The organism is Viridibacillus sp. FSL R5-0888 (genome assembly GCF_038009105.1).
Classification (GTDB): Bacteria; Bacillota; Bacilli; order Bacillales_A; family Planococcaceae; genus Viridibacillus; species Viridibacillus arenosi.
Map to the genome: position 1 here is coordinate 259,243 of NZ_JBBPAU010000001.1, position 21,749 is coordinate 280,991.

The following is a 21,749-nucleotide window of genomic DNA, read 5'->3' on the forward strand; positions in this document are numbered from 1 at the left end:
TTAAGACATTAAAAAGCCTTGCATTTCAGCAGAGAAAACACTGCTGAGTGCAAGGCTTTAAATTATTTAATATAGTGATTACTTACAAGATCTTTTTGTATAACGCTTGTTGGGATTTTGAATTTTACAGAACCCATATAGCCTGGTGCAACCTCATATTGATCAAAGTAGATGATAAGCTCATTATTTTTTGTAATAGAGAAGTTTTGATCTGCTTTAATTTTGTCAAAGCCATCGTTTGTTTCTGATTCTCCTGCAATAAAGTAGGTTTTTTCAACATCAGCAGCCATTTGTTTACGCATCTCATCTTTAATATAAGTTGAGATGGTATCGATATAGGCATTGTCTTTGAATAGACTTGGTAAAGTAATGAGTAATTCATTCTTTTTGTCTATTGTATCGTTATGAATTGTTTCATAGCTTGAAGCTTGTGTTTCTACAGTATAACGACTAATTGAAAGTAAGTCATCTGTATCTGTTAATACTTTGTAGCCCGCGTCTACACCTAAGTGACCTCCGCCTTGTTCTTCAATTTTGGCCATTTTCTTTTGGAACTGGGCAAATAGCTGAGCATTTTCTTGCTCGTATTTTGAGTTCAATGTTGTTTCCAATTCTTTGTTTTCAAGGCCTGTAATTTGAGGGGTTGAAATGTTGGCTTGCGAATTGTCGTTACCATCAGCTATTTCATTCATAGTGATAACTTTGACAATTGAATTTAAGACAGGAATGTTAGACATTGATTGTGCAAATGCAGGACTCAGGTTTACACTACCTGCAAATAATATGGCAGCAGCTGCGGCACCTAGTCCAAAATTTTTAAAAGGGTTCATATTTTTTCGTTTATTGTTTTTCATTGGATTAGCTTCCTTTATAGCTTTTTGGACAACAAAATCTAGTTCTTCAGGAATTTCAATATTGTCGAATCTTTTTTTGGCGTCGTTAATTTTACTCATTATTCCACATCCTCTTTCATTTCTATGCGTAGCTTGCGCAATGCGGCATAAAGCCTTGTTTTAATTGTGTTGCTATTTTCCCCGAGCATTTCGGCAATATCATCGATTTTCATATCCTCAAAGAAGCGCAAAATGATAATGGTTTTGTAAGTTATGGGTAAATGATCAATGGCGTCATATAAGTCTAAATCATGTAATTCATTTTCTTGATTTGGTAAATGAAAATCAAGAATTTCATCCGGAGAGGCGATTGTTCGTTTGTTTCTCTTTATATAATCTATGGATGTATTGATTAAAATACGGTAAAACCATGTTTTAATGTATTCAATTTGTTCTATATAATCGATTGATTTGAGTGCTTTAACAACGCTCTCCTGTACGATATCCAGTGCATCTTCTTTATTTTTGACATAGCTAAATGCTAGTCGGTAATAAGAATGCTGATTTTCTATTATAAATGCTTCTACAAGCTTGTATTTTTCCTCTTTTGTCATGACCAGTTAACTCCTTCATAAATATAGCGTATCGCGAAAACACTACAATATTTTGACTTGGAAGTACCACGAAAAGTTTGCGTCTACACAAATTAATTTGAAAACCTTAACGCCACTATATCTAATCTTAAGAATTTCTTCATCTTTATCCTCCTTATTACTTAAGAATCTATGTATATACTTAATTTCAGTAAGTAAGTGGAGAGGGGCTAAAATAAATTGATTGAAATAAAAAATGTGAGTCATACATTTGCTATAGGAAAAAAAGGTAAAGAAAAAAAAGTGCCAGTGTTGAAGGATTTATCATTCGATGTGGCAAAAGGAGAAATAGTTTCAATTGTTGGTAAGAGTGGATCTGGTAAATCGACATTGCTAAATACTATTGCTGGCTTTATGACGCCTGAATTTGGATCAATTGTTATCAATGGTCAAGAAACAGTTTCTATGAATGAAGTTACTCATGCGCAGTTCCGATTAGAAAATTTTGGATTTATCTTTCAAAACTTTCAACTGATGCCGGGTTTAACGGCGTTTGAAAATATTGAATTACCACTAAAGATTAAAGGTATTCCTTCTGCAAAGCGGAAGGTAAAAGTAAAAGAACTATTACAACAAGTAGGGTTGGAAAATGTTTCAGACCATTATCCAAATGAGTTATCGGGTGGGCAGCAACAGCGTGTTAGTATTGCCCGTGCATTAGTAACTAATCCGCCGATATTATTAGCGGACGAGCCTACAGGAAGTTTAGATTCGGAAACAGAGCAAGATATTTTACTCCTTATTCAAAGCCTTAATAAAGCGTTGAATTTAACGTTTGTCATTATTACACATGATGAAGAAGTGGCTAATATAGCACATCACAAATTCAGAATGCACGATGGCGAATTAGTTAAGGAGGTATTGTAATATGTTATTTAAGGATCAAGTAGATTTTGTTAGACAACACTTAAAGAAAAATAGGCTACGTGTGTTTACAACTGTTTTAGCAACTACTATGGGATGTGCGTTTTTAATTGTATTAGCATCCATCGGTTTTGGTTTACAAGGGTCGATGGAAAGAGAAATCTTAACAGATCAAAAATTGACAGAAATTGAGGTACACGGAGATCCTCAAAAGAAAATCGATGTAGATGCCATTAGAAAAATGGAGAATGTCAGAGCAGTGGTTGAAAAAACAAATGCTCAACTATCGGCTAACGTAAAATTTGAGGAACGTACAAATAGCGTACCAGTAAACATGACTGAATTTGATAACGAAGAAAAGGTCGGGAGTAAATTATCTGAAGGTCGTCTACCTCAAAATTCTGATGAAATTGTAGTTGGTTATCATTTTGCAGAGAATTTATTATCGAAAGCAGAGTTGAAAGAGCAAGAAAAGTTAAATGAGGAATCTGCAGAAAATGACACAACTTCTACTAAGCAAGCAAAGAAACTTGGTTACAAGGAATCGCTAGTAGGTAAAACAATTTCAGTAAAACTACAAGATTATGATAATGATAAGGCAATTAATAAAGAGTTAACATTCAAAGTGGTTGGTGTATCAGAAAAACCGGCAAAAGATTGGCTTATTAAAAATACGATACTATTTAGTCATGAACTAAAAGGCGAGTTTTATAATATTTATAAGGCATCTGTAAAAGATTCGAAAAACATAAAAGCTGAAAAAGATATGTTCTATCCGGAGATAAAAGTACATGCTACGAATTTAGAAGCAGTAAAAGGTGTAATAGCCAAACTGAAGGATAAAGGTTTAAGTGTTTACTCAGTTACTGAGCAATTAGATGATATCAATGTTATATTCTTAGCATTTAAAGTAGGTTTAATCTTTGTAGGGACGATTGCTGTATTAATTGCTTCTATTGGTATTTTCAATACAATGACAATGGCTGTTACTGAGCGTACTCGTGAAATTGGGGTCATGAAGGCGATTGGGGCAAGTCCGAAATTGATCCAGCGATTATTCTTAATGGAAAGTGCTTGGATTGGTATTTTAGGAACAGCGATTGCAATTGTTATATCATACGGTATTAGTTTCTTATCAAACTGGCTATTGCCAATTATTATTGATATGGCTACTGATTCAAAGCAATTCCAAGAAGCGGATATTGTATTCTCAGATATTCCTTGGCAACTAATACTTGTAGCTTCAGCTATTAGTATTGGAGTAGCATTACTTTCAGGTTGGAGACCAGCACGTAAAGCAACAAAGATTGATGTTATTCAAGCGTTACGACAAGAATTATAATTATAAAAAAAGAGCGACTAGCCAATCAGCTAGTCGCTCTTTTCTTATCTTAATTAACTGCTTTTTCGTTGTGACGTTTGTAGAAGAATGTAACTATCACTAAGAAAATTAAAATAGATTGTCCAATGATAGTTTCGATTGTTGGATAAAAACCAATATTTGCCCAGACAGGAAGTTCGCTAATGATGGACGTTGGTAAGACATCTGTTAACTGCAATGTATGGATACTAACACCGATAATTTTAAATGCTAATAAATAGATTAAAATGGTTGCGACAGCAAAGAAGTAGTGGATTGGGATTTTGCCACTTGCTCTCAGTAATACGATGGCTACAACAATTAAAATAAGAAGTGCAATGCCAATCCCTAAAGTGAAGTCGAAAGTCGACATTTTAGGTGCAATCCCTGCATAGAAAACAAGCGTTTCAGCGCCTTCACGGAAAACAGATAAAAAGCTGATAAATGCCATTGCCCAAACACTTTGTTTAGACATCGCATGATTCATTTGTTTAGCAATGTAATTATTCCATGATTTGATGTTGGATTTGCTGTGCATCCACACACCTACACCAATCATCATTGCTGCAGCTGCAAGTCCAATATAGCCTTCTAACATTTCACGGCTTGTATTAATAGTTGTCGAGTTGAATAATGTAGACATTAAAATAGCTGCCACAGCACTTAACCCAATACCAATTCCAGCTCCAATATAAATCCATCTTTCCATATGTGTTTGTCCAGATTTTTTTAAGAAAGCTATCAGTGCAATGATGATTAATAAAGCCTCTAAACCTTCACGTAAAAGAATTAATGCTGAATCCCAGAAGCTATAGTTCTGATCTCCTTGGATAAGCTGGATTTGTTGTTTAAAGTTGTTTAACTGAGATTTAATGTCCTTTTCATCTATAGCATCTTTCATTAAATTACTGGCTATGATAGGCATATCACTTTCAATTTTCGTATATAGGCTGGCGTTTTTCGTGCGAATATCACCCTCAACGTTTGGCCATGTAGTGATGAATTTTTTAATAGTTGCTGATGCTTTAGAGTATTCTTCCTCATCAATTTGATCTTTTGCCTCATCAATTAAATCTAATAATGTTTGCAGGGAGTAGGTACCAGATTGAGTAGCTGTTTTTTTTCCTGCTGCAAAGTTATCAATTGCTTTTTTTAATGAGTCGAATTGATCTGTTAATGAATCGATATTAGGGTTGTCATCTGCAAGTGTCATTCGCATAAAGGAAATCTGTGTTTCAATTTGACCATATGCAGCAATATCATGCTCGCGTACTGGACGTTCATTTTTATTCCAAAAAGCATTGAACTGATTGTACTGAGATTCAATCTTTTCTAAGTCCCCCGTTTGAATGGCGTTGTCCAGCAAATTCAGGGCGGGAGTAATCGTTTTTAAAAACCCAGTACGTTCGGCTTGTTCGTCTACAGGATTTTCAGCTTTTTCTAAAGCTGTTAATGCTTTGGATAGCTTTGTAAGTGCAGTAAGACGGTCCTCTTTAGATGAGGCATTTAGAGCTTCATCTAAAGAAGATTCGATTGCCTTTTTTTCACTAGATGTATTTACATCAGTCTTTTTCCAATCAGACTGGAATGTCTTAATCGCATCAATCGCTTCTTTGTCTTGATCCTGCTTAGAGCTCATAATGGCATCACTAATAGAAATATATAAATGACTATAAGATACAGCAGCACTTACAGGATGTATTGATGTTAAAATGATTAGCCCAAGAATAATCGCAATTTGACTACAGTGTTTTAAAAAGTGCTTCACCGATATAACTCCCTTTTTGTATACCAGGGAAGCAAGCGAATAAGGCACTGCCTCGATGGGTAATATATTCGTTCATTTTATCTAATCGACCTAGACTGTTTTGAATTTTAATGAATTGATCAGGATTTTTTTGGAATGAAACAAAAAGCAATCCTGCGTCATATGAGCCTGTAGCATCCATAACACCTGATGAGTATGAATACGAGCGACGTAGTATGCGTGCATCGACAGATTTCGCTAGGAAGACATGGGATGTTTCAGGGACTACATAATTTCCGTTATCATCTTTTCGATCAATATCCATCGCTTCAAATTCATCTTTTTTGCCAATAGGTGCACCACTATCACGATGACGTCCGAATGTATTTTCTTGTTCTTTTAAAGAAGTACGGTCCCAAGTTTCTAAATGTAATTGGATTCGGCGAGCAACTAAATAAGAACCCCCAGTCATCCAACCTTTGGATTCTCCAGATTGTACCCAAACAACGTCATTCATATCTTTTTTGTTAGAAGTAGTGGGATTCTCTGTGCCATCTTTAAAAGCAAATAGATTACGAGGAGTCTGTTTTTTCCCTTTTGAAACAGGGAATGCATTGAAGCCAGCTTGTGACCATTTCAAAGATACTTTGCCAGAAGCAGCACGTACGAGATTGCGAACTGCATGGAACGCCACTTGTGGGTCGTCAGCACATGCCTGAATGCAAATATCCCCACCAGTGTAAGCAGCATCTAGTTGATCCTTTGGGAAGTGGGGCAAGTCTTTTAATTCGTTTGGTTTTTTAGAAGCAAGTCCGAATTCCTTTTTCTCAAAAAGAGATGGTCCAACTCCGAAAGTGATACTTAAATTTGCTGCATCAAGACCTTTTACCTCTCCGGTATCTTTTGGAGGCATCATTCCATTAGTCGTTGGATCGCCAATCATATCGCCATTCATTAAACGAACTGCAAGAGGTGTCCACATTTTGAACAACTCTTGCAATTCTTGTTTAGAAGTAACTAAAACATTTAAAGAAGCGAAATAGATATTAGTTTGCACATCTGTTGCAATTCCAGATTGATGTTGGCCATAGAAATTTACTTTGTTTGTAGTGGTTGAATCGTCATCAAAAAAATCCATTCCAAATGTTTTGATGACGCCACCGAAACCTGTAGCACCAATGGCTACGCCAGCAGCACCAAGACCGGTCATTTTCAGCATTTGACGACGCGAAATTTTTTTATCATAGATTTTTTCTTCTTTTGTTTCAGTCATTGTAATCTCACTCCATTATGATTGCCATTTGGCTTAATGGTTCTCCAAGGTTGTTTACTGCTTCAGCTAATGCCTTTGTATCGTCTTTAGTAAGTTCAGTGTATGAAACATAGCCATCTTTTGTTTCATGTTTAGCTAATAAATCGTTAACTGTTTTAAATTTCTTTGTTAGGTTTTTAGCTAATTCAGGGTCTTTAGCTTCGATTTTGCTTTCTAAAATAGTGAAGATTTTTTCGGCACCTTCAACATTAGCTTTGAAGTCATATAAGTCAGTATGAGAAAAAATTTCTTCTTCTCCTGAAATTTTAGATGTAGAAACTTCGTTTAATAAATCGATTGCTCCGGTCATCATTAAATCAGGAGTTACTTCAACTGTTTCAACACGAGCGCGTAGTTCTTTTGCATCTTTAAGTAGTTGATCAGCAGTTTTTTCGTAGCCTTTTGTTGTGTTTTCTTCCCATAATCCGTACTCAATTTTATGATAACCGCTCCAGTCTTCTTTTCCTTGACCTTCTTCTTCAAGGTCAGCTAAACGAGCATCAATACGTGGGTCAAGGTCACCGAAGCTTTCCGCGATTGGTTCAGAACGTTCGAAGAACATACGCGCGTTTGGATAAATGTCTTTTGCTTTATCAATATCACCAGCTTTTACAGCGGTAACAAATTTTTCTGTTTCAGTTGTGAATTGATCCATTTGATCAAGTGCGAATTCTTTATATGCATCTATTTCGGCCTGTAAGTCAATTACTTTTGTATCTTTTGTTGCTTCAGTTGATGAATTCTTAACAGAAGATTCTTTATCTGAGTTATTACATCCTGTTACGATAACGCTTCCTGCTAATAAAATGGCTAATAATGATTTTGACTTCATTGATATCCTACTCTCTGCGATTCGATTTTATATCTACAATAATGATAATCATTATCAGTGAAAAGTCAATGCTTTTCTAGACAAAAAATTCAAGTTAATGGAATTAGTTTCCTTTTCGCGTAAAAGTGTATCATTAAAATGGAAGGAATAGATATGATTTCTCTCACAGTGCTTCTTAAAATATTTTAATTGTAAAAAAATCCCCTATACCAAATATTGGCACAGGAGAAATTATTAGTTGAGATATTCCTTTAATTCTTTTTCTAAGAATGGCTTTGCAGATAAAAATTTTGTAAAGGCTTCATAGCGTTCCTTTTGAATAACTGTTGTTTTTTTACCTGTGAAGTATGCACGAATTAAAATATTCTTCGGTGTATTCTCCATATCGATAAACTCTAGCAGCTGTGTTTCGTAACCAACAAGTGTTAAAATTTCTGCTCGAATAGAGTCTGTAGCTAGTGCAGCAAAACGTTCTTTAACTAAACCATGTTGAAGCATAATATCAAGTGGTGAAGATTGAACTTGAGTATTTAATTCATGTTGGCAGCAAGGAACACTCAAAATTACTTTCGCTCCCCATTTTACTGCGCGTGCTAAAGCCATATCTGTTGCAACATCACATGCATGTAGAGTAACGACCATATCGACAGTTGTTTCATCATTATAGTCGTTAATATCTCCAACTAAAAACTCAAGTTGATCATATTCTAAATCCTTGGCGATCTGTGCACAATGCTCAATGACTTCCTTCTTTAAATCTAAACCTGTTACACGTATATCCAACCCTTGCTCGATTTTTAAATAGTGATAAAGTGCGAACGTTAAATAGGATTTACCTGAACCGAAATCGAGTATACGAATGGTACGGTCCTTTGGTAAATAATCGAGTGAATCATGGATAAATTCGATAAAGCGATTAATCTGTTTGAATTTATCATATTTTTGCTTTTTCACTTTACCATCAGCAGATTGCACCCCTAAGCGGATGAGGAATGGATAAACTGTTTCAGGATCTAGTAGGTAATTCTTTTTGCGATTATGTGAAAGGTCGACCGTTTTATTTGCTGTTTGTTCATCTTTCCAAAATACTTTGTTTTTCTTAGATAGTTGAATCTGTATGTTTTCACTAGTGAATTCACCATGAAACTGACGGAATTTCTCAAAGAGATCATTAACTGTCTTTTCAATAGAAGATAATGGTATATTTTCGTGCTTTAAAATACGTTCATATTGATATTCAAGCTGAATATGATAAATGCCTTTTAGTTCGATTGGTTTTAATTTAATACGTTTAATTTCATTTGACTTTGCGCGTGGCTGGCTAATTGTAGCAGCTATTAATTCTTTATTTAACAACCGTTGCAATAACGCTTGTGTCATTTCTTGATAATCCATTATTACTCGCCTTCTTTATTGTTTAATAGTTGGCATTAGTGTACCATAATTCGCCGTCATCAAAGAATAAAAGAAGTTGAGTAATTATTTTTCATCAATGTATGAAAGTGTTTTGCCTGTCCAACCAAATAAGATTGTTAAAATTGGTGATAACAAACAGAACAGGGCAAATGGCAAGTACGCCCAAGTTGAAACACCTAATACATTAGTGATAAAAATACCGCATACACTCCAAGGAACGAGTGGGTTTACAACTGTACCTGCATCCTCCATTACACGTGCAAGGTTTTTACTTTTTAAGCCAACCTTTTTGAACTGTGCTTGGAAAGCTTCACCTGTTAGTAAAATAGATAAGTATTGCTCACCGATTAATGTATTAATACCGATGGCTGTAACGGCTGCACCTGTAATAACAGAGCCAGTACTTTTAAAGAAGCTTTCTACTTTAGATAATAGTGCTTGCACGATACCAAGAGTGAACAACAAGCCTCCCATACTTAGTGCTAAAAGGACAAGTCCGATTGTGAACATCATGCTATTAATTCCGCCACGGGAAAGTAGGGAGTCAATGTCTTCAATACCTGTAGTAGATTTGAAGCCGTTAAATAAAATGTCCATTATTTCACTAAATCCAAATTGTGTATGGAAATAAGAAACGATAATAGCTGAAATAGAACTAACTGCTAATGTTATAATTGCCGGGGTTTTTTTAAATGTGAACACGATTAGAACAACTAATGGAATGAGCGTGTACCAATGCACCATACCTGTTTGTAACAGCCCGTTTTGGAATGAATCAATTTTGTCTGCGTGTTGTAATTCTTTATTCGGTGAAATTACACCGTAAACAATTAATGATATGAAAAATGCAGGAATCGTTGTCCATCCCATATTTTTAATATGTTCAAATAAGTCTACACCAACAATGGCAGATGAAAGGTTAGTCGTATCAGATAGAGGTGACATCTTATCACCAAAAAAAGCACCTGAAACAATAGCGCCAGCAGTGATCGCTAAAGAAATATCCATTGCGCTGGCCATGCCGATAAACGCAACTCCAACTGTAGCAGTAGTAGTAAGTGAGCTACCAATAGCAACACCTACAATACAAGTAACAAGAAATACAACAGCAAAAAAGAAATGTGGCGTAATAGTTTGGAAACCTAAGTAAATCATTGTAGGGATGGTACCACCCATCATCCAACTACTAATCAAAATGCCGATAAAGAAGAAGATGAAAATGGCACTTAAACCTGCTCTAGAACCTTCAACTAGACCTTCTTCTAGTTGTTTATAAGAAACCTTTTTGATTAAGCCATATGCGATTAACAATAAGATACTCATAATAATTGGCATATGAGGTACTGCATCAAATTTAGCAATACTAATCCCCATTGTGGCAATAATGACGCCTACAAGAAGTAAGGCTTCAAAAAAAGATGGTGTAATTTTAGCTTGAATACGAAACATAGAAATCCTCCTATATATTAAAATGGCATAAAAAAATCCTTCTATCCCTATAAAAAGGGACGAAGGAGAACTCCGCGGTACCACCCTAATTGTTGAATAATTGTATCCAACCACTTCATTTAAAACGAGTATCTAATGGTGTAATTCATCTATAGAACAGACCTAAGTTTGCACCGATTACTTAGTCTCTAATTGCTGTCTGTAAAATACCTACTATGTCCATCACTCGGAATATATACTTTGTCGCTTCAACGCATTGAAGTTAATAAAGATTCTACCACGTTTAAGTTTATAGTCAATAGATTTGACCTAAATATATTATTTGAAACTGCATTTTTATATCTTAATTAGAAAAAAGTCTATTGTTATCGTATTCCTAGGTATTCGGCAATCGAGCATAAATAAAAAAACTATCGGCAATTTGATGCCGATAGTTGAGAAAATAATAGACTATGCTTTTATTGAATTCGCCACTTCATATGTTTGGTTAACGTAACTAGCAATTTGAGCTTGTTCCTCTGTTAAGTTTACTAGGGTCGCATTTAGCTCTTCGAGAGCCGCCGTACTTTCTTCAATAATAGCTGCAAACTCAGTAGTACTTTGCTGAATGGTTTCGGAGTTGCCTTCTATTTGCGTCATATTAGTCAATAGTTGAGTCATTTGTTGTTGCAATGTCTCCATAGTTTTGTGTAACTCATTGAAGGCGGTTGTAGAGTGTTCAGCCTCTGATACTTGTTTATATATCTTGTTCATTCCATCTTCTAATTTCATGAGGGTCACTTCGTTATATTCATTAACGTTACGTAAGTTTGAATCAATTTTCACGAGCGTTTCATCTGTTACACTAGCAAGTTTACGAATTTCATCAGCTACGACAGCAAAACCTTTACCATGTTCACCAGCGCGAGCAGCTTCAATAGAGGCGTTTAATGCCAGTAAATTCGTTTGCTCCGTAATCTGACGAATCGCTACTGTAAAGGAGTTTGTTTCAGATATTTTTTCTGTTAAATCTTTGAAGGCCATACTTAAATCGATAAAGAATTTTGTGAAGTCATCAATATCATTTTTCATTATTTGCATACGAGTAGCACCATTCGTTGCTTGGGTACCCGCCTGGCTAGATTGTTGCACAGCCTCTTTCAGTGAAGTAGAAATGCCACGGATTGTCTGTGTTGTAGCTTCTGAGTTTAGTACGATGTCTGAAATTCGATCAGCTTGTTGCTCCGAACCAGCGCTAATCTCGTTAACAGCGATAAGCATCTCTCGTTGTGCAGCTGTCGTACTGTCAGTATTTTGTGTAATGCTTTGAAGATTTGTTGTAATCGTTTGAACTGATGAAGATAGTTTGTCCATCAACATAGTTTCTTGATGAGATTTCTCTTCTAATTCTACATATAGTTTAGCGTTATTATTTGCGTTGTGTGTATTTTGATGGATTTGTAAAAAGATTGCGATACCAGATAAGAAATGAACAAGTACTAAGTTTTTAAATTGACTAGACATCATATCCACTTGTTCAAAATATATTTGGTTTAAGACCATTGAAATAGCACTTAAAAGGTAACCAAAGATCAACAGCTTTTTACTTGAATGAATACTAGATACTATTAATAAGAAAAAGGATAATGCAATAGAACCCAATGTACTGACACCTTCACCAAGTATTGAGCCCATGATAGTGAAGAAGACCATTAATAGAATGAAGTATGGAAAGAAACGTTCGAAAATCGCTAATTTACGTTCAATAAGAAAAGAAATTAATACGAGTGCAAAAATACTACCAATTACAAGTTTGACCATTGGGTGCGAGTCGAAAAGTAATTGTGCTAGAAAACCTATGCCCGAAGCGATGATTGTTACTAGGAAAATAAAAAAGTTCTTTCTCTTCCAATCTTCTTTAGATAATAATTGCATGTTCATAGTAAAGGACCTCCTTAAATAAATAATTTCTAATAGTTATGGATAGGTATAAGGTATCTATGTTGTAAATATTTTATAAATCTTATTAACTAATAATAATGTAGAGAACAAAAGATTACTATACTTTATTGGAAAAAATGATAATAACTAATAAACTCTACCATTTTAATGAGTTAATTAATCAGAATTTTGTGATAAAATAATAAAAGATAATACTTCGAACAAAGGGGGGCTGTTTTATGTTATTACATAAGACTGTTGGAGAAGTTTTACGCAATACAATGGAAGCGTTTCCGAATAATGAGGCATACGTGTATCCTGAAAATAATGTGAGAAAAACTTATGCAGAATTTAATCACGAAACAGATGAATTAGCGAAAGCTTTTATCGGTATGGGGATTGCAAAAGGGGAGCATATTGCCATTTGGTCGGATAATAAGAGAGAGTGGCTACTTAGTCAGTTTGCATCAGGGAAAATGGGAGCTGTTCTTGTAACAGTAAACACGAATTATCAAGAAAATGAACTTGAATATTTGCTACAGCAATCGGACTCGACGACATTAATACTAGGAGAGGAATTTAAAGGTACCTCTTATATTAATATCATCCGAAAAATATGCCCAGAATTAACAAACTCTAAAAAAGGTTATATTCAATCAGAGAAATTACCACAATTCAAGCGAGTGATAGTTATGAGTGAAAATGATTATCCTGGTATTTATAAATGGAGTGAACTTGTAGAATTCGCGGAGCAAGTGACAGATGAAGAATTAGAAGAACGTTTTCAATCTCTGGATCCAGATGATGTTATTAATATTCAATACACATCAGGTACCACAGGTTTCCCAAAGGGGGTCATGTTAACACATAATAATGTCGTAAATAATGCTCAGCTAGTTGGAGAGTATATTCACTTAACGGAGCATGATCGTTTGTGCATCCCAGTGCCATTTTTCCACTGCTTTGGTTGTGTGATGAGTACATTAGCTTCTGTATTACGTGGTGCTACAATGGTCGTATTGGAACAATTTGAACCGGGCTTAGTGTTACAAACCGTGCAAGATGAAAAGTGTACAGCACTACAAGGGGTACCTACAATGTTCATCTCTGAACTAAATCATCCCGACTTTGGTAAGTTTGAATTATCCTCACTGCGTACAGGGATTATGGCGGGGTCAATTTGTCCAATTGAGGTAATGAAAAAGGTCATTAACGAAATGGGTGCTCGTGAAATTACGATTTGCTATGGTCAAACAGAATCTTCACCAGTTATTACACAAACAAGCACGGATGATTCGATTGAAAAGCGTGTATCTACAGTGGGGAAACCACATCCGAATGTAGAGGTAAAGATTATTGATCCAGTGACTGGGGATGAAGCACAGATTGGTACACCGGGTGAATTATGTGCGCGTGGTTATTTAATTATGAAGGGCTACTATAATAATCCGGAAGCTACACATGCAGCAATCGATCACGAAGGTTGGCTTCATACAGGTGATATCGCAGTTATGGATGAGGATGGTTACATCGACATTACAGGGAGGATTAAAGACATGGTGATTCGAGGCGGTGAAAATATTTATCCACGTGAGGTGGAGGAGTTCTTATATGAGCATCCACAAATTCAAGATGTTCAAGTTGTCGGAGTACCAGATGAAAAATATGGAGAAGAGCTAATGGCTTGGGTCATATTAAAAGAAGGGGCGTCTGTCACGGAAGAGGAGCTCAGAGCATATTGTAAAGGGAAGATATCCTATCATAAAATTCCGAAGTATATTAAGTTTACAGATGAATATCCAATGACAGCATCAGGGAAAATTCAGAAGTTTAGATTAAGAGAATTATCACAATCACACCTAGTGAAGTGAGTTGTTATGAGCATAGATAATATGTTGAAGTTTTGAATAACTTTATCTTTCTTTTAGTGATCTTACAGATGAGAATTGTTTACACGTTATGAATAAATATACTACTCTACTTACTTATGCTAGGATAATCATGATAAAATGGCTATATCATATAGGTGAAGGGAAGAGTGAGATTTATCATGTCTGATAATACGTATCAACTCATTGCAATCGTTATTTATATGATTGCTATGTTAGTAATTGGCTGGTATGCATTTAGGCGTACGGCTAATCTGACAGATTACATGCTCGGCGGGCGCTCATTAGGACCTGCAGTTACAGCATTAAGTGCGGGAGCAGCAGATATGTCGGGTTGGTTATTAATGGGGCTACCAGGTGCAATTTACGCAAGTGGATTAATAGAAGCCTGGATTGCAGTTGGTTTAACGGTAGGAGCATATTTGAACTGGGTGTTTGTTGCACCACGTTTACGTATGTACACACAAGTATCAAATAATTCAATTACAATTCCAAGCTATTTAGATAATCGCTTAAGAGATAAAACGAAGTTACTTCGCATTGCTTCAGGTTTAATTATTCTTGTGTTCTTTACTTTCTACGTTTCTTCGGGAATGGTTGCAGGTGGAGTATTTTTCGAGAGTTCGTTTGGTTATGATTATCACATGGGTCTATTAATTTCATCTGGTGTGGTAATTGCATATACACTATTTGGAGGATTTTTAGCTGTTAGTTATACAGACTTTATTCAAGGATTAGTCATGTTTTTAGCACTTATAATTGTTCCGATTTTTGGTTTATTTTTAACAGGTGGATTTGGAGAAACTGTAGATTCAATAAAAGAAGTTGATCCAAAACTATTAAGTTTATTTGCTGGTACAACGGTTACAGGAATTATTTCTACTGTAGCATGGGGGCTAGGTTATTTTGGTCAACCGCATATTATCGTTCGTTTTATGGCTATTAAGAGTGTGAAGGAAACAAAACAAGCTCGTAGAATCGGAATAAGCTGGATGTTCCTAAGTTTATTTGGTGCTGTTGCAACCGCGCTTGTTGGTATTGCCTATTATCAACAAAATGCTGGGGTATTAAAGAATCCTGAAACAGTATTTATTGCTTTAGGGCAAATTTTATTCCATCCGTTCATTGCGGGTATTATGCTTGCGGCTATTTTAGCCGCAATTATGAGCACGATTTCATCTCAATTAATCGTAACGTCATCTGCATTAGTGGAAGACATTTATAAGGCTGTATTTAAATCAAATGCTTCAGATAAACAATATGTATTTTTAGGGCGTATGTCCGTACTTTTAGTATCTATTTTGGCTATGGCGTTAGCTTGGAAACAGGATAATAAAATTTTGGATTTAGTATCTTTTGCTTGGGCAGGTTTTGGTTCAGCATTTGGACCTATTATTTTATTGACATTATACTGGAGGAAAATCACAAACTGGGGTGCATTAGCAGGTATGGTAACTGGGGCAGTGACAGCTTACGTTTGGGGCTCAAATGATAAGCTTCATGCGGCTATGTACGAAATTGTACCAGGATTTATCATCTGTCTACTTGTAGCGGTTGTTGTTAGTTTATTAACGTATAAACCTAATAAAGAAATTGAAGAAGAGTTTGATAGAACAATAGAGTTATTGAAAGAAGAACAAGAAGGCTAATCATTCTTGTGTCCGTAGTTGGCTATGCTTGCATACATACAGCTACGGACTTTTCTATATACATAAGGGGTGATAGGGATGTTTGAATTAGATCATGTCGTATATTTCACAACAAAAAATCCACAGCAGGTTGTCGAACAGGAACAAATTGAAGGTTTACATCCTGTTAAAGGTGGGCAGCATTTGGATTGGGGAACGTATAATGCACTATTTTATACAAAGAATAGTTATATCGAATGGCTGGCTATTGAAGATGAAAATATAGCGAAACAATCAACTCAGCCTTTAGTGAAACAACTTTTATATGATATTGCCGATGGTGAAGGTTTTGCATCATTATGCTTACGTTCAAACGATATAGAAAAGAAGAATCGCTATTTTCAAAAAATGGGCTATCGTACATCAGGTATTATTCCTGCTGAGAGAAGAACGTCCAATGGCGGATTACGCAAATGGAAGATGCTTTTCATCGATCATAAAATAGACCATACTTTACCATACCCATTTTTTATACAGTGGGAGCAGACGGATGAGGAACGTTATTCGTCATTAAGAGAAGATGGAACAGTCAAACCAGAAAATGAGGAATTGACGATTAAACGCTGTACCTTCCACGTGAAAAATGTAGAAGAGAAGCTTATTCAGTGGTCAAGATTATTATCATTACCTACAAAGGGGAATACATTGAAGCTGGGGAATACAGTATTTGTTTTTGAGGAAAAGCATAATAGTAAAGAACGATTGCATACAATCGAAATTGCAAAAGGTTGAGAGTTAAGAATCGAATATGTTAGGATAAATTTACCTTTTTAAATAAAGGTTTTCTAAATGGTATTTGAGTGAAACTGTTTAAATGTTTAGCGGAGTGATTATGAATCATCTGTTATTAGAGAATTTCATATTAAATAGTAAAATAAGAGTAGCAATATCAGCTCTACTTTACTGTTTTTTATTTTCAGTAGGAAGTTAATAATATATTCATACTCTTTGTTTTGCGTAGTAAGAGGAGGAAATTAGTTGGATGAATTAATTGAAAAAGCCGTAATAGTAGGTGTTAATTTACGAGGGGATGTTCATTTTGAATATTCACTAGAGGAGCTTAAAAATTTAGCTGAAGCGCTAAATGTAGAAGTAGTTGGCACCGTTACGCAAAATTTAGAACGTGTAAATCCATCTCATTATGTTGGAACTGGTAAAATAGAAGAAATTAAAAATTTCTACGATGAATCAGAAGCAAATTTAGTCATTTTTGATGATGAGTTATCACCATCTCAAATACGAAATCTTGAGGCTGATTTAGAATGTAAAGTAATCGATCGTACAATGTTGATCTTAGATATATTTGCTAGACGTGCAAAATCGAAAGAAGCACAAATGCAAGTAGAGTTAGCACAGTTACAATATATGCTACCACGCTTAGTAGGTTTGCATGCGTCCCTTAGCCGACAAGGTGGAGGAACAGGCGGTGGTTTCAAAAACCGTGGTGCAGGTGAAACGAAACTCGAGTTGGATCGTCGTAAAATCGAAGATCAAATTGCAAAATTACGCCGTGATTTAGAAGTGGTCAAAGAACAAAGAGAAACTCAACGTAAGCAACGACGTAAAAATGAAATCCCAGTCGTATCCATTGTAGGATATACGAATGCTGGGAAATCGACAATTATGAATCAATTGTTACGTAAAACTGAGCATGACGAACATAAGCAAGTATTCGAAAAGGATATGCTTTTTGCTACTCTTGAAACATCGGTTCGACAAATTGAATTGCCTGATCATAAAAGCTTCTTATTAACTGATACTGTCGGTTTTGTTAGTAAATTACCTCACCATTTAGTAAAGGCGTTTCGTTCTACTTTGGAAGAAGCACGAGATGCGGATTTACTTTTACATGTTGTGGACTCTTCAAACGAAGAATATCAGTATATGATGGAAGTAACGAATGATACATTACATGCTGTAGGGGTTGAAGATGTTCCAACAGTATACGTGTACAATAAGGCTGATCTTGCTAATGTGGAGTATCCTCGTGTAAGTGGAGATACGGTTTGGATGGCTGCAAAAGATGGTGTGGGATTGGATGAACTTTTACAGGTTGTTCGTCGCCACATTTTCTCTGATTATGTAACATGTCGCATATGTATACCATATGATCGAGGGGATATTGTCTCGTATTTGAATGAGTATAGTAATATTCAAGAAACAGCATATGAAGAAGAAGGTACTGTATTGAAAGTTGAAATGAAAGAAGCAGACGCAAATCGCTTTGCTGAATTTATCTTGAAATAAGAAAGAGTAGAGAGTCGTTGTGAAACTGACTCTCTACTCTTTTAGTTTTGATTAAATTGAATGTTGTGTAACTTTGTGAAAAGTCCGTTTGCTGCGACAAGTTCATCGTACTTACCATCTTCAGCAATCCCGTCTTCAGTGACGACGACTACTCGATCGGCATCTCGTATTGTTGCAAGACGGTGAGCGATGACGAGAGTCGTACGATTTTTTGCAAGTTCATTTAAAGCACGTTGAATAATTTTCTCTGTTTCTGTATCTAGTGCAGATGTTGCTTCATCTAAAATGAGAATTGGAGGATTTTTTAGGAACATACGTGCAATTGCTAATCGTTGTTTTTGACCACCAGATAGCTTTAATCCTCTTTCACCAATTTGTGTATCATAACCATCTTGAAGACCTTCGATAAATTCCTCTAAATGAGCCTTTTTTGCAGCTTCTTGAATTTCTTCAAATGAAGCCTCAAGTTTACCATAAGCAATATTATCGCGGACCGTTCCGGTAAATAAGAAGACGTCCTGTTGTACGATACCGATCTGTGAGCGTAAAGAGTGTAACGTCATATCACGTACATCAATGCCATCAATTGAAATCGAACCTTCAGTAACATCATAAAATCTTGGTATTAATGAACAAATCGTTGTTTTACCAGCACCTGAAGGACCAACGAATGCAATTGTCTGTCCTTCTTGAATCGATAAATTTATATTGGACAAAATCTCTTTATAAGACTCGTATCTGAAATGTACATTTTTAAATTGAATATTTCCTGACAATGCATGATCATCAATTGCATTCTTCCGATTTTGGATGTCAGGTTCTTGATCAATAAGCTCACGAAACCTCTTGAAACCGGCCATTCCTTTTGGATACAACTCTAAGAGAGCGCTAATTTTATCGACTGGTTTAATCAGTACATTTGAATAGAGCACGAAACTAACGAGTTCACCGTAAGTTAGCGATCCGTTAAAGCTCAACCATGCTCCAACAACCAATATGATTAGTGTAACAAGGCGGGTCATCATATAAATGCTGGAATGTGTACCAGCCATAATTTTATATGCGGCAAGCTTAGCAAGACGAAAACGACCGTTATTTACTTTGAAGCGATCCATTTCAAATTGTTCGTTTGTAAATGCTTGTACAACACGTACACCTGACACGCTATCTTCTACGCGAGCATTGACGTCTGCAATACTTCCATACATCGATTTCCAAGCTACATTCATTTTGACATTGCAATATGTTACTAACCAAACTAAAAAGGGTACCATTATTATAGCGATAATGGCTAGTTGTGGATTAATACTGAACATAATAGCAAAAGCACCGAAGAACGTCATAATGGCAATAAAAAGATCTTCTGGGCCGTGATGAGCGAGCTCACCAATATCAAATAAATCATTCGTCACCCGACTCATAATATGGCCTGTTTTCGTGTTATCAAAAAAGCGGAATGATTGTTTTTGAACATGATTAAATAGTTCTTGTCGCATATCTGTTTCAATATTAATGCCAAGTTTATGACCTAAATAGCTGACGATATATTGCAACAAGGTGCTAAAAAGATAAATGATTAATAGTAGTACACTCACTGTTACAATTGTGCCCCATTCGCCACTTGGTAAAAGTTTATCAATAAACCATTGTACGGCAATTGGGAAGGCAAGTTCTAAAATTGCAACGATGACAGCACTTGTAAAATCGATAATAAATAATCGCTTATGCGGTTTGTAATAGGAAAAAAACTGTTTTAGCATGTATTTGCTCCTCTGTAAATTCAATTATTTGTATTATAACGAAAAAGTTAGATAAATGTAATAACTTATCCAACTTTCAATTGTTTAACAATTCAAAAAAATGTTAAAATAATCAATATTTTGCAAACTTCTATTCTTTGACATGCGTACAACTGTCTATTTATAATAGACTTACTGTTTTTTCTGAAAATAGATAGCCTATTTACTTATTGGAAAGAGGGAAATTAAATGATAACGAAAGAAGATATCGTTAAGTCGGTACCCCAAAAAGGTTTTGTTGGTCATCCTAAAGGATTATTAACCTTATTCTTTACTGAATTCTGGGAACGTTTTTCATACTATGGCATGCGAGCCATTTTACTTTACTTTATGTACTATAGTTTAAATGATGGTGGTCTAGGTTTAGATCGAACGACAGCCAACTCAATTTTCGCTATATACGGCTCACTTGTATATATGTCAGGGATTATTGGTGGTTGGATTGCTGACCGTGTATTAGGTACCAGAAGAACTGTGTTTTACGGTGGTGTCTTAATAATGCTAGGTCATATTTGTTTGGCATTCCCAGGTGGATTGACAATGCTACTAATTTCAATGGTATTCATTGTAATGGGTACAGGTTTATTAAAACCAAACGTTTCAAGCATTGTTGGTGACATCTATGCTGAAACCGATAACCGTAGAGATGCTGGATTCAGTATTTTTTATATGGGTATTAACTTAGGTTCATTCATTGCTCCATTAATAGTCGGAACAATTGGACAAAAGTACAGCTTCCATTTAGGTTTTGGTGTTGCTGCAATAGGAATGTTTGTTGGGTTAGTAATGTATGTAATTACAGCTAAGAAATATCTAGGTTTAGCAGGTAAACAAATTAATAATCCATTAACAAAAGATGAATTCTCAAAATTAGCAATAAAAACAATTATTGGCGTTGCAATTATTGCAGTACTTGCAGTGATTGCGTATATAAACGATCAATTAACGATTAACAATGTTATATTATTCATCTCTATTTTGGGAATTTTAATTCCTACTGCATTCTTTGTGGTGATGTATAGAAGTCCAAAAACTAACGCTGAAGAAAAATCTCGTGTATTGGCTTATATACCAATGTTCATTGCTGCTGTAATGTTTTGGGCGATCCAAGAGCAAGGGTCAAATATTCTAGGAACGTATGCTGACTCACGTACTGATTTAAACCTTGGTCCAATTAAATTGGAATCTTCTTGGTTCCAGTCATTAAATCCTTTGTTTATTATTACAATGGCACCTTTATTCGCTTGGATTTGGATGAAACTGGGGACGCGCCAACCCTCTACACCAGTTAAATTTTCATTAGCATTATTTTTCTCTGGATTCTCATTCATAGTCATGGTAATTCCCGCGTTTCTTTCTGGAGGTACAGCTTTAGTAAGTCCTTGGTGGCTAGTACTGAGCTTCTTCCTAGTAGTAATAGGAGAATTATTAATATCGCCAGTAGGGCTATCTGTTACAACGAAATTAGCACCTAAGGCATTTAGTGCACAAACCATGAGTTTATGGTTCCTAACGAGCGCAGCAGCCCAAGCGGTGAATGCACAGTTAGTAAAAATATTCGATAAGATTAGTGAAGTTGCATACTTCGGTACAATAGGTACAGTTTCTGTACTTCTTGGTATCGTGATGTTAATAATTTCACCAATGATTTCGAAAGCGATGCAAGGTATTCGTTAATAAACAATTTTAAAAGCGCTGAGATCATCCAAATCTCAGTGCTTTTTTATTTATAAGAAAAAT

General features: G+C 35.6%; 16 protein-coding genes. 7 read left to right on the forward strand and 9 right to left on the reverse strand.

Features of this window, described 5'->3' with window-relative positions; translation table 11 throughout:
* Positions 1–62 precede the first annotated feature (62 nt).
* Together MKY02_RS01355 and MKY02_RS01360 are read right to left on the reverse strand one after the other, a co-directional pair.
* A complete protein-coding gene (locus MKY02_RS01355; RefSeq protein ID WP_076034762.1) occupies positions 63–953 on the reverse strand; it encodes an RsiV family protein in 891 nt (296 codons plus the stop codon).
* Positions 953–1,447 (reverse strand): RNA polymerase sigma factor, encoded by a 495-nt coding sequence (locus MKY02_RS01360; RefSeq protein ID WP_038186270.1) that lies wholly within the window; start codon positions 1,445–1,447, stop codon positions 953–955. Before MKY02_RS01360 ends, MKY02_RS01355 begins: the two co-directional genes overlap by 1 nt.
* Positions 1,448–1,666: 219 nt before the next feature.
* Here MKY02_RS01360 and MKY02_RS01365 point away from each other — a divergent pair, with 219 nt between their 5' ends.
* Together MKY02_RS01365 and MKY02_RS01370 are read left to right on the forward strand one after the other, a co-directional pair.
* A complete protein-coding gene (locus MKY02_RS01365) occupies positions 1,667–2,353 on the forward strand; it encodes an ABC transporter ATP-binding protein (protein ID WP_038186267.1) in 687 nt (228 codons plus the stop codon).
* 1 nt (position 2,354) lies between these two features.
* Positions 2,355–3,692, forward strand: coding sequence for an ABC transporter permease (locus MKY02_RS01370; RefSeq protein ID WP_038186253.1), 1,338 nt, complete (start codon positions 2,355–2,357; stop codon positions 3,690–3,692).
* 49 nt (positions 3,693–3,741) lie between these two features.
* Here the strand turns inward: MKY02_RS01370 and MKY02_RS01375 are convergent, their stop codons facing one another.
* The 6 genes from MKY02_RS01375 to MKY02_RS01400 form a co-directional block, all read right to left on the reverse strand.
* Positions 3,742–5,478, reverse strand: a complete 1,737-nt coding sequence (locus MKY02_RS01375; protein ID WP_038186250.1) for an FTR1 family protein — start codon at positions 5,476–5,478, stop codon at positions 3,742–3,744.
* A complete protein-coding gene (gene efeB / locus MKY02_RS01380) occupies positions 5,453–6,730 on the reverse strand; it encodes an iron uptake transporter deferrochelatase/peroxidase subunit (protein WP_038186248.1) in 1,278 nt (425 codons plus the stop codon). Before efeB ends, MKY02_RS01375 begins: the two co-directional genes overlap by 26 nt.
* A gap of 7 nt (positions 6,731–6,737) precedes the next feature.
* The gene (gene efeO, locus MKY02_RS01385; protein WP_038186245.1) at positions 6,738–7,601 is read right to left on the reverse strand and encodes an iron uptake system protein EfeO; all 864 of its coding nucleotides are present in this window, start codon (positions 7,599–7,601) and stop codon (positions 6,738–6,740) included.
* A 234-nt stretch (positions 7,602–7,835) separates the two neighbouring features.
* Entirely contained in the window at positions 7,836–8,996 is a 1,161-nt protein-coding gene (locus MKY02_RS01390; RefSeq protein ID WP_038186242.1) for a class I SAM-dependent methyltransferase, read from the reverse strand.
* A gap of 84 nt (positions 8,997–9,080) precedes the next feature.
* Complete coding sequence (gene nhaC, locus MKY02_RS01395) at positions 9,081–10,466, reverse strand: Na+/H+ antiporter NhaC (protein ID WP_038186238.1); 1,386 nt, start codon at positions 10,464–10,466, stop codon at positions 9,081–9,083.
* A 450-nt stretch (positions 10,467–10,916) separates the two neighbouring features.
* Positions 10,917–12,386 (reverse strand): methyl-accepting chemotaxis protein, encoded by a 1,470-nt coding sequence (locus tag MKY02_RS01400; protein WP_038186235.1) that lies wholly within the window; start codon positions 12,384–12,386, stop codon positions 10,917–10,919.
* 239 nt (positions 12,387–12,625) lie between these two features.
* Here MKY02_RS01400 and MKY02_RS01405 point away from each other — a divergent pair, with 239 nt between their 5' ends.
* The 4 genes from MKY02_RS01405 (at position 12,626) to hflX (ending at position 18,210) form a co-directional block, all read left to right on the forward strand.
* Positions 12,626–14,257 (forward strand): AMP-binding protein, encoded by a 1,632-nt coding sequence (locus tag MKY02_RS01405; RefSeq protein ID WP_076034763.1) that lies wholly within the window; start codon positions 12,626–12,628, stop codon positions 14,255–14,257.
* Positions 14,258–14,436: 179 nt separating this feature from the next.
* Positions 14,437–15,924 carry a sodium/proline symporter PutP gene (gene putP / locus MKY02_RS01410; RefSeq protein WP_038186219.1) on the forward strand — a complete coding sequence of 496 codons (1,488 nt, stop codon included), beginning with the start codon at positions 14,437–14,439 and terminating at the stop codon, positions 15,922–15,924.
* Between the two features lie 78 nt (positions 15,925–16,002).
* Positions 16,003–16,695: a VOC family protein gene (locus MKY02_RS01415; RefSeq protein ID WP_038186216.1), complete on the forward strand. Its 693-nt coding sequence runs from the start codon at positions 16,003–16,005 to the stop codon at positions 16,693–16,695.
* 246 nt (positions 16,696–16,941) lie between these two features.
* A complete protein-coding gene (gene hflX, locus MKY02_RS01420) occupies positions 16,942–18,210 on the forward strand; it encodes a GTPase HflX (protein ID WP_076034764.1) in 1,269 nt (422 codons plus the stop codon).
* 41 nt (positions 18,211–18,251) lie between these two features.
* Here hflX and MKY02_RS01425 read toward each other — a convergent pair whose 3' ends face one another.
* A complete protein-coding gene (locus MKY02_RS01425; protein WP_038186211.1) occupies positions 18,252–19,970 on the reverse strand; it encodes an ABC transporter ATP-binding protein in 1,719 nt (572 codons plus the stop codon).
* A gap of 228 nt (positions 19,971–20,198) precedes the next feature.
* Here MKY02_RS01425 and MKY02_RS01430 point away from each other — a divergent pair, with 228 nt between their 5' ends.
* Positions 20,199–21,686 carry a peptide MFS transporter gene (locus tag MKY02_RS01430; protein WP_038186208.1) on the forward strand — a complete coding sequence of 496 codons (1,488 nt, stop codon included), beginning with the start codon at positions 20,199–20,201 and terminating at the stop codon, positions 21,684–21,686.
* The last annotated feature ends 63 nt before the right edge of the window (positions 21,687–21,749 follow it).

Excerpts from the sequence above, each read along its gene's own strand:
- MKY02_RS01355 (WP_076034762.1), bottom strand. The coding sequence starts at position 953 with ATGAGTAAAATTAACGACGCCAAAAAAAGATTCGACAATATTGAAATT.
- MKY02_RS01360 (WP_038186270.1), bottom strand. The coding sequence starts at position 1,447 with ATGACAAAAGAGGAAAAATACAAGCTTGTAGAAGCATTTATAATAGAA.
- MKY02_RS01370 (WP_038186253.1), top strand. The coding sequence starts at position 2,355 with ATGTTATTTAAGGATCAAGTAGATTTTGTTAGACAACACTTAAAGAAA.
- efeB (WP_038186248.1), bottom strand. The coding sequence starts at position 6,730 with ATGACTGAAACAAAAGAAGAAAAAATCTATGATAAAAAAATTTCGCGT.
- efeO (WP_038186245.1), bottom strand. The coding sequence starts at position 7,601 with ATGAAGTCAAAATCATTATTAGCCATTTTATTAGCAGGAAGCGTTATC.
- MKY02_RS01390 (WP_038186242.1), bottom strand. The coding sequence starts at position 8,996 with ATGGATTATCAAGAAATGACACAAGCGTTATTGCAACGGTTGTTAAAT.
- nhaC (WP_038186238.1), bottom strand. The coding sequence starts at position 10,466 with ATGTTTCGTATTCAAGCTAAAATTACACCATCTTTTTTTGAAGCCTTA.
- MKY02_RS01400 (WP_038186235.1), bottom strand. The coding sequence starts at position 12,386 with ATGAACATGCAATTATTATCTAAAGAAGATTGGAAGAGAAAGAACTTT.
- MKY02_RS01405 (WP_076034763.1), top strand. The coding sequence starts at position 12,626 with ATGTTATTACATAAGACTGTTGGAGAAGTTTTACGCAATACAATGGAA.
- putP (WP_038186219.1), top strand. The coding sequence starts at position 14,437 with ATGTCTGATAATACGTATCAACTCATTGCAATCGTTATTTATATGATT.
- MKY02_RS01415 (WP_038186216.1), top strand. The coding sequence starts at position 16,003 with ATGTTTGAATTAGATCATGTCGTATATTTCACAACAAAAAATCCACAG.
- MKY02_RS01425 (WP_038186211.1), bottom strand. The coding sequence starts at position 19,970 with ATGCTAAAACAGTTTTTTTCCTATTACAAACCGCATAAGCGATTATTT.
- MKY02_RS01430 (WP_038186208.1), top strand. The coding sequence starts at position 20,199 with ATGATAACGAAAGAAGATATCGTTAAGTCGGTACCCCAAAAAGGTTTT.